This is a genomic window from Flavobacterium sp. PL02 (assembly GCF_035013205.1).
Lineage (GTDB): Bacteria > Bacteroidota > Bacteroidia > Flavobacteriales > Flavobacteriaceae > Flavobacterium.
In genome coordinates this window covers 551425-569679 of record NZ_JAYGJP010000003.1, presented here as the reverse complement: position 1 = coordinate 569679, position 18255 = coordinate 551425, and the positions used below count along the sequence as shown (strand labels likewise).

General features: G+C 34.3%; 13 protein-coding genes and 1 tRNA gene. 7 read left to right on the top strand and 7 right to left on the bottom strand.

Going from position 1 to position 18255, the window contains the following annotated elements:
- Positions 1–493: 493 nt before the first annotated feature.
- The 6 genes from SHI72_RS13510 to dnaE form a co-directional block, all read right to left on the bottom strand.
- Positions 494–567, bottom strand: a tRNA-Asp gene (locus tag SHI72_RS13510).
- Positions 568–653: 86 nt separating this feature from the next.
- A complete protein-coding gene (locus SHI72_RS13505; protein WP_323490258.1) occupies positions 654–1592 on the bottom strand; it encodes a DUF58 domain-containing protein in 939 nt (312 codons plus the stop codon).
- Between the two features lie 8 nt (positions 1593–1600).
- The gene (locus SHI72_RS13500; RefSeq protein ID WP_323490257.1) at positions 1601–4165 is read right to left on the bottom strand and encodes a M1 family aminopeptidase; all 2565 of its coding nucleotides are present in this window, start codon (positions 4163–4165) and stop codon (positions 1601–1603) included.
- An 87-nt stretch (positions 4166–4252) separates the two neighbouring features.
- Positions 4253–4570 carry a thioredoxin gene (gene trxA / locus SHI72_RS13495; RefSeq protein WP_039113817.1) on the bottom strand — a complete coding sequence of 106 codons (318 nt, stop codon included), beginning with the start codon at positions 4568–4570 and terminating at the stop codon, positions 4253–4255.
- 410 nt (positions 4571–4980) lie between these two features.
- A complete protein-coding gene (locus tag SHI72_RS13490; RefSeq protein WP_323490256.1) occupies positions 4981–5928 on the bottom strand; it encodes an outer membrane beta-barrel protein in 948 nt (315 codons plus the stop codon).
- Between the two features lie 179 nt (positions 5929–6107).
- Positions 6108–10649, bottom strand: coding sequence for a DNA polymerase III subunit alpha (gene dnaE, locus SHI72_RS13485; protein WP_323490255.1), 4542 nt, complete (start codon positions 10647–10649; stop codon positions 6108–6110).
- Positions 10650–10988: 339 nt separating this feature from the next.
- Between dnaE and SHI72_RS13480 the strand changes: the two genes are divergently transcribed.
- On the top strand, positions 10989–11408 hold the full coding sequence (locus tag SHI72_RS13480; RefSeq protein ID WP_323490254.1) for a T9SS type A sorting domain-containing protein: 420 nt from the start codon (positions 10989–10991) through the stop codon (positions 11406–11408).
- A gap of 2 nt (positions 11409–11410) precedes the next feature.
- The gene (locus SHI72_RS13475) at positions 11411–12181 is read left to right on the top strand and encodes an outer membrane beta-barrel protein (RefSeq protein ID WP_039113813.1); all 771 of its coding nucleotides are present in this window, start codon (positions 11411–11413) and stop codon (positions 12179–12181) included.
- Positions 12182–12287: 106 nt separating this feature from the next.
- On the opposite strand, the gene SHI72_RS13470 is transcribed toward SHI72_RS13475, so the two are convergent.
- Positions 12288–12707, bottom strand: coding sequence for a DUF417 family protein (locus tag SHI72_RS13470; protein ID WP_039113812.1), 420 nt, complete (start codon positions 12705–12707; stop codon positions 12288–12290).
- A gap of 552 nt (positions 12708–13259) precedes the next feature.
- Here SHI72_RS13470 and leuC point away from each other — a divergent pair.
- From leuC to SHI72_RS13445, 5 genes are all read left to right on the top strand, one after another.
- Positions 13260–14654: a 3-isopropylmalate dehydratase large subunit gene (leuC, locus tag SHI72_RS13465; RefSeq protein WP_039113811.1), complete on the top strand. Its 1395-nt coding sequence runs from the start codon at positions 13260–13262 to the stop codon at positions 14652–14654.
- Between the two features lie 70 nt (positions 14655–14724).
- Complete coding sequence (locus SHI72_RS13460) at positions 14725–15075, top strand: four helix bundle protein (RefSeq protein ID WP_323490253.1); 351 nt, start codon at positions 14725–14727, stop codon at positions 15073–15075.
- Between the two features lie 74 nt (positions 15076–15149).
- Positions 15150–15746, top strand: coding sequence for a 3-isopropylmalate dehydratase small subunit (leuD, locus tag SHI72_RS13455; RefSeq protein ID WP_323490252.1), 597 nt, complete (start codon positions 15150–15152; stop codon positions 15744–15746).
- Positions 15747–15851: 105 nt separating this feature from the next.
- Positions 15852–16640 (top strand): methyltransferase domain-containing protein, encoded by a 789-nt coding sequence (locus SHI72_RS13450; RefSeq protein WP_039113808.1) that lies wholly within the window; start codon positions 15852–15854, stop codon positions 16638–16640.
- 42 nt (positions 16641–16682) lie between these two features.
- Positions 16683–18203, top strand: a complete 1521-nt coding sequence (locus SHI72_RS13445) for an alpha-isopropylmalate synthase regulatory domain-containing protein (protein WP_323490251.1) — start codon at positions 16683–16685, stop codon at positions 18201–18203.
- Positions 18204–18255: the final 52 nt, after the last annotated feature.

Here is an 18255-nt window from a genome sequence, read left to right as displayed (position 1 = left end):
CTTCTGCCGAATCTTTTAATGCAAAAATAAAAGCATTTAGAAGCCAATTTAGAGGTGTAAGAAATATTGATTTCTTCTTGTTCAGATTATCTAATCTTTTTGCTTAATCCCCAACTTTTGAACCTGATCCCCTATTTAACCGCAAAGATTACAAAGTTAAAAAACGCAAAGTCCGCAAAGCTTAATTAAAACTTTGCGGACTTTGCGTAATCTTAGTATTTTTTGTGGTTAAATTATTGCCACAGATTATAAGGATTAAAAGGATTTCAAAAACTTTGCGGACTTCGCGTAAATCTTAGCGCTCTTTGCGGTTAATCTCCCAAACCAAAAAGGTCTTAAATCAAAAAAGCCATCCACAAAAGTGGAAAGCTTTTCATTGGTCTAACTACTAAACCCGGTCAGCTTACAAGGCCGACCAAACAACACAACTAATCTTAGATACTGTATTTGGGCAAAAAAGCCTTTCTATAAAGAAAGGCTTTTCCCAATATTGCGGTCTGGACGGGACTCGAACCCGCGACCCCATGCGTGACAGGCATGTATTCTAACCAACTGAACTACCAAACCTCTGCGTTATTGCGGTTGCAAAGATAGTATAGAATTTCGTTTCTGCAAGCCTTTTTGTAAAAAAATTTAATTTATTTTTTTACTTATTATCCAAAGTTTTGTTTTTCAACCAAGTAAGTAGTTAATATTTTTTCAAAATTATCACCCACTGCGACCGGAACATACTTAATTCTGTTCTGAGCACAAGTTAAAGCCAGTCTCTTAAAATAACTTTCAACCTCTTTTTCATATTCTATTTTCACATTATCAGCAAAAACAGCCACTTCTTCACCAGTTTCCAGGTCAATAAATTTACGTGGCGCATTATCAAAGTTAAATTTCACTTCTGTTTCCTTATCTATTACATGAAACAAAACCACTTTATGCTTATTATGTTTAAGATGTTGCAATGCATTAAACAATAATTCCTCTCCCGACGCATCGCCACTGGACTGAAACATATCTGTAAACAGGACAATCATCGAACGTCTGTGGATTTTCTCCGCAATTTGATGCAAATACGTAACCGTATCTGTTTTTTTACTCGTCTTAGGTTTTTCCAGAAGCTCTTCCAGTTTATTAAGCAACATTCTATGATGACGGTCACTTCCCTTTTCGGGTGCATAATACTCATAACTATCCGAAAACACACTCAAGCCTACTGCATCACGTTGTTTCTTTAAAATATTCATTAAAACTGCCGATGCCAAAACCGAGAATCCTATTTTATTCTCATAAAAAGATTGATTTGCTTTTAAATCAGGATAATGCATCGATGCCGAGTTATCTATTATTAAATGACAACGCAAGTTTGTTTCTTCTTCAAATCGCTTTGCATACAAACGGTCTGTCTTGGCATACAATTTCCAGTCGATATGTTTTGTGCTTTCGCCAACATTATACACTTTATGCTCAGCAAATTCTGCCGAGAAACCGTGAAACGGACTTTTATGCATTCCCGAAATAAAACCTTCCACAACCTGATTAGCCAACATCTCAAGATGCTGAAAACTAGAAATTTTCTCTATTTGCGATTCAATCTTCATTCGATTTCTTATTTTATTTTTTGCGCTCGATACAAACCATCTGTCGATTGCAGCAACTTTCTCTTTAATATTGGACTAAAATTAGGATTTTCTTTTAAAAATCGCTGCACTTCATCAAAAGCATATTTCGACGAATATTTCCCAATAGTATTATTCAACCAGTCTTTTGGAAAGAAAATATCTCCTGTTCGCTGAATCTCACTCACTAAATCCAATGAAAATCTAATATATTTCTGAGCACTTTCCTGTCGTAACGGATGATGCACATTTGCCAAAGCAACCGAAACCCAAGATTCCTTCTCTCTGTTTTTCTCGTCTTTTAAAGACATCATAAAAGCTCCTCTAACAGAATCCTCTTTTGATAATGAAGGAAGCAAGAAATCAAATCGCTTTTGCTTATCTGGATTACTAATCTCCGCTCTTGTTTTACTTAAAATCTCATCCGCCTTTTGATGTTTAAATATAGCCAAATTCATAGCCATACTTGTATAATCATCTTCATTTAATTTTAAATTAGCAATTACCTCTTCTTTACTCCATATTCGGTATAATTTTTCCTTTCCCGAATCAGAATAAGCAATAGAACTAAACAATCCAAACAACGTCTTTTTTATATTTTTTGGCAAATCCGTTTGTAAACGACTATAAACAACTTCCTCAAGTTTTTGCTGATTCACAATTTGTTGCTTATCCCCAAGAAATTTCCAAAAAATAGTATTTAATTGACTTGATAATATCTTAATAACCAATTCATTTTGCTCCACTTTAATTCCTTCCAAACAAGCATCAAATGTCTTTGCAGGAGCAACCGTACCCGCTAGCATATTTTCATAAAGGTTAATATAACTATATGCTCTTGCTACCTCATCTTTTATTGTTGTATAATCCAGATTATTTACATCTACAGGAAAAACACCATAACCCAGCCCATTATAATTATATATAATTGTCATTGGCTTAGCCAAACCTAAAATACCATCTACCTTTGTTATTTTATCCTTTACAGCTACTTTAACTACCTTAACACCATCAGGATAAACCAATCCTATATCAAAAAGCTGCGGCCAAAGATTATTCGATTTATCCTCTGCCTGTTGATTAATTTCAAAACGTTGTATACGATTTCCAGAATCATACTCAATATGTGCCGTAAGAATAGGTCTTCCGGATTTATTAACCCAAACATCACTCCATTTCTTAATGTCCAATGGAGATTCAGCATCCAGAATTTCAACTAAATTCTCCCAATTAGCATTATCATTAGCATATTTCTCAATATACTTCTGAATACCTTTCTTAAAAGCCTCTTCTCCCATCGAAGCTTCTAATTGACGCATCATAATTGGCGCTTTATTATAAATGATACTTCCGTAAAGCGATCCTGCGTTTTTAAGATTTGCTAATTTTTGCTTAATCGGATGTGTTCCTGCAGACCTATCTTCGTCATACGCACTAGGATAATGAGCTGTTAAAAACTGTAAACCATGATTTACCTTCGGAAAAATTGGATTCATGATTTTATCTGCCATAAAATTTGCAAAAACCTCTTTCATCCATACATCATCAAACCATTTCATAGTCACCAAATCACCAAACCACATATGAGCTGTTTCGTGAGCAATAAGCTTAGCTCTATTCAATTTCTCGCTATCAGTAGCGCTGTTATCCAAAAACAAAGAAGACTCCTTATACTGAATAGCTCCCACATGCTCCATTCCTCCATATTGAAATACAGGAATCGAGGCAAAATCCAACTTCTGAAAAGGAAACGGATATTGTGTATATTGCTCCAAGAAACCTAATGATTGCTGATGCAAATTAAAAATAGTATCTGTACTTGCTTTTATTTTATCGGGATTATTTTCCCTGTACAACATTGTCATCGCCCTATTACCACCAGGGTTTTCGGTAACTTTTTTAAATTGACCAGCTACAAACGAAAACAAATAAGTACTCATTTTGTCTGATTTCCCAAACTTATAAGTAACCGTTTCTCCCTTATCAAACTTCTCTTCTACACTCGCACCAGCAAGAACAGCCCAATCTTTTGGCACAGTAAGACTAAGCACATAAGTTGCTTTAATATCTGGCTGGTCAAAACAAGGAAACAACGTACTAGCCCTATCAGGAACTAACAGCGTATAAAGAAAATCATCATTCCTGTTCAACGATAAATCTCCAGCTATAAATGAAATTTCGACTTTATTATTACCTTTCACTAAGCTCTTTTCAGAAATAACGATATGTTCTTTCTCATGCACGATAGCAACATTTTTGCCGTTTACAAGAATCGATTTTAGGTTCTGCGATTTTTCGTTAAAATCCAAATACAAAGGGCGACTTAAATCCAACAATTTAAACTCTACAGCAAGACCTGAAACAATCTGCTGGTCTTTTTTATCAGGAATTGCAAACGATAATTCATACGTTACATCCGAGATTTGCTGTTTTCGGAAAATCGCCAATTCCTCAGAAACTCCTTTTTCCAATATAAACTCTTTCTTTTTTACAGATTGAGACCAACAAATACTAGTTAGAACAAAGAAACCAAGGAAGCAGTAAATAATTTTCATTTTAGGAATAGGTATTGATATTCGTTAAAAATAAAAAAAGGTTTGACTTTCGCCAAACCTTTCTATATAAATTATAATCGGATTCGATTACAACAATGCGTCTAAACTATCTGCGTAAGTTTGTTTCGGAGCAACCCCTACTTGTTTACCTACTACTTCACCGTTATGAAAAACCAAAACAGTTGGAATATTACGTACACCGTATTTTGCAGCAAATTCTTGATTTGCATCTACGTCTACTTTTCCTACTACTACTTTTCCAGCATATTCAGTGCTTAATTCGTCAATGATTGGTCCAACCATTCTACAAGGCCCACACCATGCTGCCCAAAAGTCAACCATAACTGGTTTATCTGATTTCAAAACTACTTCATCAAAAGTAGCGTCTGTTATTGCTAATGCCATTTTCTTTTTTGTTTAAAGTTTAACCCTCAGACTTCGCTTCGGGGGACAATTTTTAATGAGTTTCAAACTCGAGTACAAATTTAGAAATTTAAAATCAATTCACCTCAATTTACAAATTAGTTTTCATTATAAACGCATTACAAATTTCTATACTTCTATTGTTATTTAAGCAATTTCAGGAGCTTAATCCTGCTATCAGCTCTATCTTTTACGGCTTAAAGAAAGCCTTAAAAGGATACCGCTTCTATCAGGGCTAGCACCCTAGCAATCCACAAGAGCCTTTTCTACTTTATCACACTTTAACTCAACACCAAAAAGCTAAAACACAATAGATTCCTAATCAGAATTAAAACAAAAAAGAGGATATTCTTTCGAACATCCTCTTTTCTAAAACTATTAAAGTAATTATATTACAAACTATATTTAAGACCTAAAGTAAGACCTAAACCTGAAATACCAACGTAAGAGCTTAATTCATCCATTGCATCATTAGGTCTAGTTGTATCTTTTGTGTCTGGTGTAGCTGTATTAGGATTAAACAAAGGATTATTAGAATTAACATCTAATTTACTTCTGTAATTTGTATGTATTTGAGCAGTTGTTCTAGTTGCTAAAGCATCTTTTCCATTAACCGTAAATTCAGTAGTTTCTTTAGTTTTTCCGTGTACAGTAAAGTTACGGTATTCTAATTCAGCAAAAACCGAAATGTTTTTTCCTAATTTATATGATGTTCCTAAAGCAGCAACAAACCCAATAGTAGGATTTGGTTTTACTTTATCAACGCTACGAACATCTCCAAAAGCAATTGGAGCTCCCGTTGGTGCAAAAGCGATCGGTGCGTATGCATCAGTAGTGATTTCTAAATCTCCATGAATAGGAACTAAAACTCCAACTTTAGTATACGGCTCAAAACCTTTGTGCTCACCTAAAAATAACACTAATGCTGGTGCTAAATCAAAAGCAGTAATTTGACCTACTGATTTAAAACTATACACTCCAGCTGGCGTAATAGGCACATCTGATCTGGTTTGCGCCATTGTTTTATCATTACTAGTGTAATAATTAACCCCTAACTCAACCCCTAAACGAGCATTAAATCTATAACCAGCAGTTACACCAGTTCTAAAACCTTCACCAAAAGAACCTGTAACACTTTCTTCAGAAACTAACTTACCCCCAACGTAAGTTCTATCCAAAGGAAGATTTCCTCCTACTGTAGGAAACTCAGTTGCGGCAGTTTGCAAGAAATATGACCCGCCTAATTTAAAATACCAGCTTTCTGGTTTTTGTGTTTCAGTTTGAGCTACCATAGTCATAGAACAAACCATTAATCCTAATAAAAAAAGGTTCTTTTTCATAATTTTTTTCTTAAATAATTTATACAAACATAAAATAATTTAACAGAATGTTCTCTTTATGCATTGGGGCAATAGGAGCGCAATCGTTGTAATTCAACACAATGATACTAAAAAAATAGTATGCATGCATAATTTTAACGTTAAAAAAACACATTATTCAAAAATTTAACTGTTAAAATTTAATTCAGCTTAAAATTTATCTGCATTTTCTCTAATTCTTGCAATAACTCAGTCGAAATCTTAATTTTCAACCTTCTACTCGGCATAGTCAGCTTAGTAACCACACTTATTTCTTCCACCTCAGTAACCTCAGGTGTTTTTGTAGCAGCGACTTCATCAGCATCATTTTCATCGTTTTCATCAACAAAAACAGCATCTTCAGTTTCTTCAAACTCATTATTTGTTTCAACCTGAACCAAGCGCTTTACTTTTTCTAATTCCATGATTTCAAAAGTTACCTGATTATCGCCTTTATTCTCACTAAACAAATGACTCAACCTATGAATAAAGTCTTCATGTAAATCTTTTATGTTCAATAATAAAATCAACTTTTTAGCAAAAGCTTCCAGAATATCCTGCAATTGTCTTATTTCGACAAATTGCATTCTCGGGTCAGATTTTTTACCTGTATCATGATTTACCCATCCGTCCTTAATTAATATTTTCAGGAAAGCAAAATTATTCTGAATCAGGAAATGGCGAAATTTCAGGTATTCTTCACCAAAAATCTTAAACTCATAACTTTCATCATATCCTTCTAAATTAAATACCGCCCAGCCTTTTCCGTTTTTTGCCACGCGGTGTTGCACGTTATTTATAATTCCTGCAAAATTTAGATTTTTACCCACATATTCATTCATACTTTTCAGCGATTCTAATCTCGCATTACAAAAGTATTTCATCTCAAATCTAAAATCGTCCAGAGGGTGTCCAGAGATATAAATCCCAACAACTTCTTTCTCCTTAGCCAGTTTTTCCATCGTACTCCAGTCTTCACACGGAGGTACAACAGGCTCGGCAATTTGCACTTCACTTGTTTCTCCAAACAAACTCACTTGCGATGAATTTTCATTTTCCTGAAACTTGGATCCATAACGAATTGCCTTTTCATAAAAAGTAATTCCATCTCCATCATCATGAAAATATTGTGCTCTTGTAGTTCCCTCAAACGAATCAAAACCACCAGCCAAAGCCAGATTTTCGATTGCTTTTTTATTCGCAGCACGCAAATCTATTCGTTTAGCTAAATCAAAAATCGATTTATACCTACCGTCTTTTCTACTTTCTACAATTGTTGCCACTGCTCCAGAACCTACTCCTTTGATAGCTCCCATTCCAAAACGCACAGCATATTCATCATTTACAGTAAACTTATAAAACGACTCGTTTACATCTGGTCCTAAAACCTGTAATCCCATTCGTTTACATTCTTCCATAAAAAACGAAACCTGCTTAATATCGTTCATATTATTAGAAAGTACCGCAGCCATATATTCAGCAGGATAATGCGCTTTTAAGTATGCTGTTTGGTAAGCAATCCAGGCATAACAAGTCGAGTGCGATTTATTAAAGGCGTAACTCGCAAATGCTTCCCAGTCTTTCCAAATTTTCTCCAGAACTTTTGCATCATGACCTTTCTTAGCCGCTTGTTCTACGAACTTAGGCTTCATTTTATCCAGTACATCTTTTTGTTTCTTACCCATCGCCTTACGCAAAACGTCAGCCTCACCTTTTGTAAAGTCAGCCAGCGATTGCGACAAAAGCATTACCTGCTCTTGGTAAACCGTAATTCCGTAGGTTTCTCCCAAATATTCCTCACAGGCATCTAAATCGTATTTGATTTCTTCTTCGCCATTTTTTCTTCTTACGAAAGATGGAATATACTCTAATGGTCCCGGACGATACAAGGCATTCATGGCAATTAAATCTCCAAAAACTGTAGGCTTCAGATCCTTCATGTATTTCTGCATTCCGGGTGACTCATATTGGAAAATCCCAACTGTTTCTCCTCTCTGGAAAAGAGCATACGTCTCAACATCATCAATCGGAAAAGTATCCGGATCTAAATCAATTCCGTTTCTATATTTTACTAGTTTAACAGTATCTTTTATCAAGGTAAGGGTCTTCAGACCCAAGAAGTCCATCTTCAGCAATCCTGCACTTTCTGCAACCGAGTTATCAAACTGTGTTACATATAAATCAGAATCTTTTGCTGTAGTAACGGGAACGAAATTCGTAATATCCGATGGCGTAATAATTACACCACAGGCATGAATTCCGGTATTTCGCATCGATCCTTCAAGGATTTTTGCTTGTTGAATTGTTTCACCAGCCAAATCATCTTCATTGGCAATAGCAATTAACTCTTTTACATTCTCAAATTCGTCTGAACGAAGCGCTTTTTTAACTTCCTCCTCACTTTCAGAAATAAAACGCGCTAAATTCCATTTAGACGGCATCATTCCCGGAATCAGTTTTGCAATTCTATCAGCTTCAAACAATGGCAAATCCAGTACACGAGCCGTATCACGAATCGCCGATTTCGTTGCCATTTTACCATACGTAATAATTTGCGCAACCTGATTCTGCCCGTATTTATTAATTACATAATCCATAACACGACCACGACCCTCATCATCAAAATCGATATCAATATCGGGCATGGATACACGATCCGGATTAAGGAAACGCTCAAAAAGCAAATCATACTTAATCGGGTCAATATTCGTAATTCCTAAACAATATGCTACTGCAGATCCAGCAGCCGATCCACGACCAGGTCCTACCGAAACGTCCATATTTCTGGCTTCGGCGATAAAATCCTGAACAATCAAGAAATAACCCGGATAACCAGAATTCGAAATCGTTAATAACTCAAAGTCTAAACGTTCCTGAATAGATTCTGTAATTTCTCCATATCTCTTTTTTGCACCAACCATAGTAAGGTGACGCAAATATTTATTTTCACCTCTAACTCCACCATCAGCTTCATCCTCGACAACTACAAACTCCTCCGGAATATCAAATTTAGGAAGCAATACATCACGATAAAGCGAATAAATCTCAACCTTATCTACAATTTCCTGAATATTGATAATCGCTTCTGGTAAATCTGCAAAGAGTTTTTTCATCTCTTCAGGCGACTTATAATAGTACTCCTGATTTGGTAATCCGTAACGATATCCACGACCACGACCAATTGGCGTAGCTTGTTTTTCACCATCTTTTACACACAATAAAATATCGTGTGCATTGGCATCTTCTTTATTTAAATAATAAGTATTATTTGTCGCAATTAATTTGACATTGTGTTTTTTAGAAAACTCAATCAGCGTTTTATTCACACGATTTTCATCTTCCTGATTGTGGCGCATGACTTCAAGATAAAAGTCATCTCCAAATTGTTCTTTCCACCAAATCAAAGCTTCTTCAGCTTGGTTTTCACCAACATTCAGAATTTTACTTTGGATCTCTCCGTATAAATTCCCAGATAAAACCATGATATCTTCTTTGTATTTTTCAACAATAGCACGGTCAATTCTGGGAACATAATAAAACCCATTCGTAAAGGCAATCGATGACATTTTTGCCAAATTGTGATACCCTTTTTTATTTTTGGCTAATAATACGACCTGATTTCCGTTGTCTTTCTTGGTTTTATCTAAGTGGTTATCACAAACATTAAACTCACAACCCACGATTGGTTTTATCTCAGTTTCTGTTGGTTCTTCACCAGCCTCAACCAAAGCTTTATTTTTTCCAGAAGCAGCTTTATTATGATTCATAACGGCGCTCACAAAATGAAAAGCCCCCATCATGTTTCCTGTATCGGTCATAGCAACGGCTGGCATTCCGTTTTTGGCTGTAGCCGAAACAATATTACCAATCCCAATAGTCGATTGCAAAACCGAAAACTGCGTATGGTTGTGTAAATGCGAATATTTTGCCGCTTTAAAATCTTCTCTGTCAGAATGTGAAACTGTAGTTTCATTACCAACAGATTCCAGAGCTTTTAATTGCTCTCTGATTTTATCAGAAGCTGCTTTTAAATTGATGTGTTTTAAACCAATTAACGGAAATTCCTGAGGATTTCTATTCTGAAATTCCTTGAAATAATCCTTCGGAACATCCAATTCTTCTTTGGTAAAAACCTCTCTTCTTATTAACTCCAAAAAACAACGCGTGGTTGCCTCAACATCGGCAGTTGCGTTGTGTGCTTCTGCGAAAGGTTTTTCAAAAAGATAACTATGTAATTCTGTTAACGTTGGCAACTTAAATCTTCCACCACGACCTCCCGGAAGCTTTAATAATGAAGCAGTAACCTCAGTACATGTATCCAAAACTGGCATAGAACTCATTGGAGATTCCACGCCCATTCTATGAAACTCGGCTCCCATAATATTAACGTCAAAACCTAAATTCTGACCTACAATAAATTTAGTCTTGCTTAATGCAATATTAAATTTCTCCAGAACTTCTGCCAATGTGATTCCATCGGCTTCAGCCAACTCTGTAGAAATTCCGTGAATACGCTCGGCATCATACGGAATATTAAATCCTTCAGGTTTTACCAAGTAATCCTGATGTTCGATTAATTGCCCCATTTCGTCATGAAGCTGCCAAGCGATCTGAATACAGCGAGGCCAGTTATCAGAATCGGTTATTGGAGCATCCCAACGTTTTGGTAATCCAGTAGTTTCGGTATCGAATATTAAATACATAAGCTTAAAAAGACAAAATTAAAATTCCAAATTCCAATTATCTCTATTCTAAATCCCTGATAACAAGAACTAAATAAAATCGCTGGATGGAAAATGGAGGAACTACAAATTTAGTCTTTTTTTGAGCTATTAAAAAAGGAAGTTATCAACAAGGGAGAGCAAAATGACAACTTAAAAATAAAAATATACATCGCAACCAAAACAGATTTTTCTGTCCAAAACAGATAATATAGTATTGAAGTAGAGTAAGAAAATACAACAAAAAGAATGTAGCACAAGTTACTTTTGAAGCCTTTAAACTCTAAAAGAAATTAATTTATATGAAAAAACTTTAGTTTTATGTTTTATGGAAGCATAAGAGTTACTACGCCTATAATGGCGCATCCTACCGTGTCAAGAAACGTTAATGTTACTGTCACTTATGCTAACTCCTATACTGGAGCTATAGCTAGTGAAATATACTCCTTAGACACACCAACTCCTTGTTTTCAAGCAAGATTAGCTCCAGAAAGTGAGATTTCAGAAATTATAATTTCACCAAATCCTACAAACGGAAATATTACAATAAAACTTCCAGAAATACTTTCTAGCAATTATCAGATTTTTAATCAAAATCAGAAATTAGTTCAAGAATCTAAATTCTACAATCAAGATGAATTGCAAATTGAGCTTTCAAGCAAACTAAAAGGAGGGATTTATATTTTAAAAGTAATAACTGAAAAGAATGTCATAACGGGCAAAATAATTTTAAACAATTAAACATGAAAAACTTAGTAATTGCCATGATCTTGAGTATTTCCTTTGCGGGAAATGCTCAAGATATAACTGATTGGCAAGTTGGAATAAATTTGAATCCTTTCTTTTTCACTAGAATAAATTCAAACTTCCTTTATAATAAAGACAAACAAGATTTGCCAAATGGTTTTGGTTTTGGACTCACAATTGAAAAAAACTGGAATGACAGTTGGGGTGTAAAAACTGGGTTTGAATATTCGAAACAAAACGAAAAATACTTTTTTGATGTCGTTGGAGACAATACAAGTATAAAATCAAGTTTTGAGTATTATAAAACTCCCATAACTGTTCAATATTATTATCACTTAAAAGAGAAATTATTTTTAACATTTAATCAAGGAATACAGTTTTCTTTTCTGAAATATTATAAAACAATTGCAGAAGATGAATATGAAATAAGAACACATACTTCAGATTATGGTGAATATATTTCTTATCAACATCCAGAAAGAAATCAATATTATAGTGACAAAGGAAAAATGCACAAAAAAACTTTATTTGGTATAATTGGTTCAATTGGTTTAAAAGGTTTTCTGTCAGATAAAATTTCCTATTCTACAAATTTAAGATATGAATATGATTTCACTTCTGCAGATAATTTCCCTTACTATTCAGACACACCTGATTGGAATGATTCTAAAAAAACTACACATAATTTACGAATTGGGTTAGAATTGGGTCTGCAATATCATTTTTCAATAAATGATCGCTTTGATAAAAGCCCACATCGATTGTAAGGATTAGTAGCTATAATAATCAATCCAAATTATTAAAACTCGTTATGTTTTTGATAATTTGGATTGATTATTTTCTTTTATATTGAATGGGTAAAATTTCTTTTATTTACTCCTTGTTTTTCGCATACACCATCAAAGAAATTGCCAAATAAGGAATATCTTTCAAAATAAAAAAGTCTGTTACAAGAAACCCCTCCACACTTCTAAAAACACCTGGAGTTGTAATTAGGAAACTTAAAGTTGTAATAAATATAACAGCCGAAGCTGCTCCTGCGTAGATTCCGATTTTTCTATAAAATAAAGAAAACAATAGTCCAACCCCAGTAAAGACTTCAAAAACTCCAATAACATTAGAAACAACTTGCACCGACATTACTCTGTACATCCAACTCATTGCAAAATGATTTTCGACTAAGCCTTTTATTGCTCCAGCTTCGGCAGCTGTAAACTTAAAAAGTCCAACCCAAACTAAAATAATTACGGTTCCAATAACTCCAATTCTGTAAGCAATTTGATTTAAATTCATGACATTATTTTTTTAAAATTAGAATTTTCAATATTAGTAATCCTTTTAAAAAGTAATTGTCAGCTACCCGTCATAATCACTCAAATTGATTTTAACTTCATTCTAAAAAACAAAAAATACATTTCTTGGATGTCGTAAAATGCAATTAAAAAAACAGCTTTATATAGAATAGTTTTAACCGAATAAAACATCCAATTACTTCATTTTTAAACTGCTTTAATCAAAAGAAAGAATTATTATTTACTATTATTTTTCCACATTTTGTTATATTATTTATTCTAAAACCGCTTTAAACACAGCTAAATAGCAATAAATCCACAAATTAGCAACCTCTACAACAATCAAAAGCAACCTAATTAAAAAGAGAAAGAGAAAAGCAAAGAAAAATTTAACACCTTAACGAATATCAAACAAAGCGAACGAGTTTATAATTTGTATTTAAGTTTGGGTATCGTATATAATCGAATATGCCAATTTTCACTTTTGATTCTTTTTCTAATTTTGTTATCCTCTTATGATTACATGGAAATTACAATTAAAAAATAGTTAAAAATGAGTACTACATTATTCGACAAAGTATGGGATTCGCACGTTGTGCGTAAAATTGAAGATGGACCCGATGTGTTTTTCATTGACCGTCACTTTATTCATGAAGTTACAAGTCCTGTTGCTTTTTTAGGATTAAAATCCAGAGGCATTTCGGTTTTATACCCAGAACGCACTTTTGCAACTGCCGATCACAACACACCAACTATAAATCAGCATTTACCTGTTGAAGATGCTTTATCTGCTAATCAGCTAAAAGCATTAGAAGATAACGCAGCCGAATACGGAATTTCTCACTGGGGTTTAGGTCACAAAAAAAACGGAATCGTTCACGTTGTAGGTCCTGAAAATGGAATCACACTTCCTGGTGCAACTATTGTTTGTGGAGATTCACATACTTCTACTCACGGTGCTTTTGGAGCGATTGCATTTGGTATTGGAACTTCTGAGGTTGAAATGGTTTTATCTACTCAATGTATCATGCAACCAAAGCCAAAGAAAATGCGTATCAACGTAAATGGCGAATTAAGTAAAGGTGTAGGACCAAAAGATGTTGCTCTTTATATTATTGCTCAATTAACTACTTCTGGAGGTACTGGATATTTTGTTGAATATGCAGGAAATGTTTTTGAAAACATGACCATGGAAGGTCGTATGACTGTTTGTAATTTAAGTATCGAAATGGGTGCTCGTGGAGGAATGATTGCTCCAGACCAAAAAACATTCGATTTCCTTGAAGGAAGATTATATGCGCCAAAAGGTGAAGCTTGGGATAAAGCGGTTGCTTATTGGAAAACTTTAAAAACCGATGCTGATGCAGTTTTTGATGCTGAATTAAACATTAATGCAGCAGATATCGAACCGATGATTACTTACGGTACTAATCCAGGAATGGGAATTGGTATCTCTAAAAATATTCCGAACGCCAACCAAGTTGAAGGCGGCGAGGAAACTTATAAAAAATCTTTGGCTTACATGGGCTTTCAAGAAAATGATGTAATGATTGGAAAACCAATCGACTTTGTATTCTTAGGAAGTTGTACTAATGGACGTATTGAAGATTTTAGAGCTTTTACAGAAATTGTAAAAGGACGCAAAAAAGCTGATAATGTAACTGCTTGGTTAGTTCCAGGATCTCATGTTGTTGAAGCACAAATTAAAGAAGAAGGTCTTTTAGAAATCTTAACCGAAGCAGGTTTTGTATTACGTCAGCCTGGTTGTTCTGCTTGTTTAGCTATGAACGATGATAAAGTTCCTGCTGGAAAATATGCAGTAAGTACATCTAATAGAAACTTTGAAGGTCGTCAAGGTCCTGGCTCAAGAACACTTTTGGCTAGTCCGATTATGGCAGCAGCAGCAGCCGTGACAGGAAAACTAACAGATCCAAGAGAGCTTTTTTAGAAAAGCCTTGGGCTTCGGGCAATCGGCTATCAGCGGTTTGCCGAAAGCTCATCGCTCAAAGCCTAAATAAATGAGAGATTTTAGAAAATACAATGCCTGGCAAGAAAGTCATCTGTTTACACTTGAAGTTTATCAAGCAACGAAAGATTTTCCAAAAGAAGAATTATTTGGATTAACAAGTCAATTGAGAAGAGCATCATCTTCTATTCCAACAAATTTCGCAGAAGGATGTGGTTCTAATTCCGAAAAAGAGTTTGCAAGATACTTGAACATTGCAATTGCTTCATGTTCAGAAGTTGAATATTTACTATTACTTACTTCTGACTTGAAATATTTAAAACCTGAGATTCATCAGATTTTAGAAAGTAAAGTGATTCAAATAAGAAAACAAATTTACACATTAAGACAAAAATTAAACTAACAGCTAAATACAATACAAGGCCAAAGCCCAAAGCTCAAAGCCGATTGCATTAAAGCCTAAAGCAAAAAGAAAAAATGGCATACGATAAATTTAATATACTTACTAGTAGTGCAGTGCCGCTACCGATAGAAAACGTAGATACCGATCAAATCATCCCGGCTCGTTTCCTAAAAGCTACAAAACGTGAAGGTTTTGGAGACAATCTTTTTAGAGATTGGAGATATAATGGCGATGATTCTCCAAAAGCTGATTTCGTTTTAAACGATTCTACTTATAGCGGAAAAATCTTAGTTGGAGGAAAAAACTTTGGTTCAGGATCTTCTAGAGAGCATGCTGCTTGGGCAGTTTACGATTACGGATTTAGAGCTGTAGTATCTAGTTTCTTTGCAGATATCTTTAAGGGAAACTGCTTAAATATTGGAGTTCTTCCTGTACAAGTTAGTCCTGAATTTGCTGATACAATTTTTAAAGCAATTGAAGCTGATCCAAAAACGGAATTAGAAATCAACTTACCAAATCAAACTATTACATTATTAGTAACTGGTCAATCAGAATCTTTTGCGATTAATGGATACAAAAAGAATAATATGATTAATGGCTTTGATGACATTGATTATTTACAAAACATCAAAGAAGATATTGTGGCTTTTGCCGATAAACTTCCTTATTAATAAAATCTCGTTCGATCTACTAGACCCGACAGGTTTTCGAAACCTGTCGGGTCTTTCTAAATTAAATCGACCGAAAAAATATTTCAAAAAATAATCCTATTGTAAATGAAAGGCAATAAACATATTAAAAGGGACGAAAACGCGACAAAAATATTTGACGATAGAAGTTTATCAAAAGATTATCGAAATCTGATTCAGATTTTAAAACCCGGAATGACGATTTTAGATATTGGGTGCGGAACAGGTTCAATTTCAAAAGATATTGCAAATACTATTGGCCCTAACGGAAAGGTTATTGCAATTGACAATACAGAAATTTTCATAAAAAGCGGCAAAGAATCTTATCAATCAGTCTCTAATCTAGAATTAATTGCGGTTGATTTATTTGAATACAATCCAGACACAAAATTTGATTTAATCGTTTCTGCCAGAACATTACAATGGTTAAGCAATCCTAAAGAAGCTTTAATAAAAATGAAATCATTATTAAAGCCAAACGGTCAAATATCAATTCTGGATTATGATCACACTAATTTAATCTGGAATCCATTACCACCGGAAAGCATGCAGGAATTTTATAAAACTTTTTTGAAATGGCGAGCAGATGCCGGAATGAATAATAAGATAGGCGAAGATCTACCTCAATTATTAAAAGAAGCAGGTTTTCATTCTATCGAGAAAATAAATTCAGACGAAGCTTATCATAATGAAGATTCTGATTTTAAATCAAAAATAGGGATTTGGTCTAAAGTTGCAGATTCCAGTCAAATGGTTGAGGAAGATTATTTAGATAACGAATTAAGATTAAAAACAATCGAAGAATACAATAACTGGATCGAAAATTCAGCTATTTCAATGACAATGAAGTTAAATGAAGTGAGAGGAAAATTATAACAACAACTATAATTTCACTTTAAAAGAAATACAGAAATCAATATGGAAAAAAGAAAAATTGAAATAATGGACACGACGCTCCGTGATGGCGAACAAACATCGGGAGTATCTTTTTCTGCAGCAGAAAAACTAACCATTGCACAATTACTATTAGAAGAATTAAATATTGATCGAATAGAAATTGCCTCTGCTCGCGTAAGCGAAGGAGAATTTCAGGCAGTAAAAAGTATAACATCTTGGGCAGAAGAAAGAGGTTACATTAAAAGAATTGAAGTATTATCTTTTGTAGATGGTGGCGTTTCTATCGAATGGATGAAAAAAGCTGGAGCTAAAGTTCAGAACTTATTAACCAAAGGTTCGATGAACCACCTTATACATCAGTTAAAAAAAACACCAGAACAACATTTTGCCGAAATTGCAACAAGTATTGCTTTAGCAAAAGAAAACGACATCGAAACAAATGTATATTTGGAAGATTGGAGCAACGGAATGCGAAATTCTCCCGAATATGTTTTTGATTTTCTGGCTTTTTTAGCAACACAACCCATCAAAAGAATTTTGCTTCCTGACACTTTAGGTGTATTGATTCCTGCTCAAACTTTCGAATTTATTTCAAAAATTACTGCAAAATATCCAGATATTCATTTTGATTTTCATGCACATAATGATTACGATTTAAGTATTGCAAATGTTATGGAAGCAGTAAAAGCAGGTATTAAAGGACTTCATGTTACTGTAAACGGAATGGGGGAACGTGCAGGAAATGCACCTCTTGAGAGTACTGTTGCCGTAATCAATGATTATTTACCAGAAGTAAGCATTAATATCAAAGAAACTTCTTTATACTCGGTGAGTAAATTGGTAGAAACCTTTACTGGCTACAGAATTCCTGCCAACAAGCCAATTGTTGGAGATAATGTTTTCACCCAAACTGCAGGAATCCATGCCGATGGTGACAATAAAAACAACTTATATTTTAGTGATTTACTTCCAGAACGTTTTGGAAGAAAACGCAAATACGCTCTCGGGAAAACCTCTGGAAAAGCCAACATTGAAAAGAATCTTCAGGAATTAGGATTAAAACTAAATCAAGAAGATTTAAAATTGGTTACTCAACGTATTATCGAATTAGGCGACAAAAAAGAAACCGTTACCAAAGAAGATTTACCATACATCATTTCTGACGTTTTAAACAGTCATACGTATCAAGATAAAATTACAATACAGTCTTACGTATTAATGCATTCAAAAGGGACACGTCCATCATCAACATTAAGCTTAAATCTTGACGGAGAAATCATAGAAGAACATGCACAAGGAGATGGTCAGTTTGATGCTTTTATGAATGCATTGACCAAAATCTACAAAAGCAAAAAAATGACTTTACCAAAGTTAATTGATTATGCGGTTCGAATCCCTCCAGGAAGTAGTTCTGACGCTTTATGCGAGACTATTATTACCTGGATTAATAACGGAAAAGAATTTAAAACAAGAGGTCTAGATTCTGATCAGACAGTTGCCGCAATTATTGCCACACAAAAAATGTTGAATGTGATTCCTTAATATAGGTACAAAGGCTCAGAGTAACAAAGGTGCAAAAGTTTTTTCTTTGTTG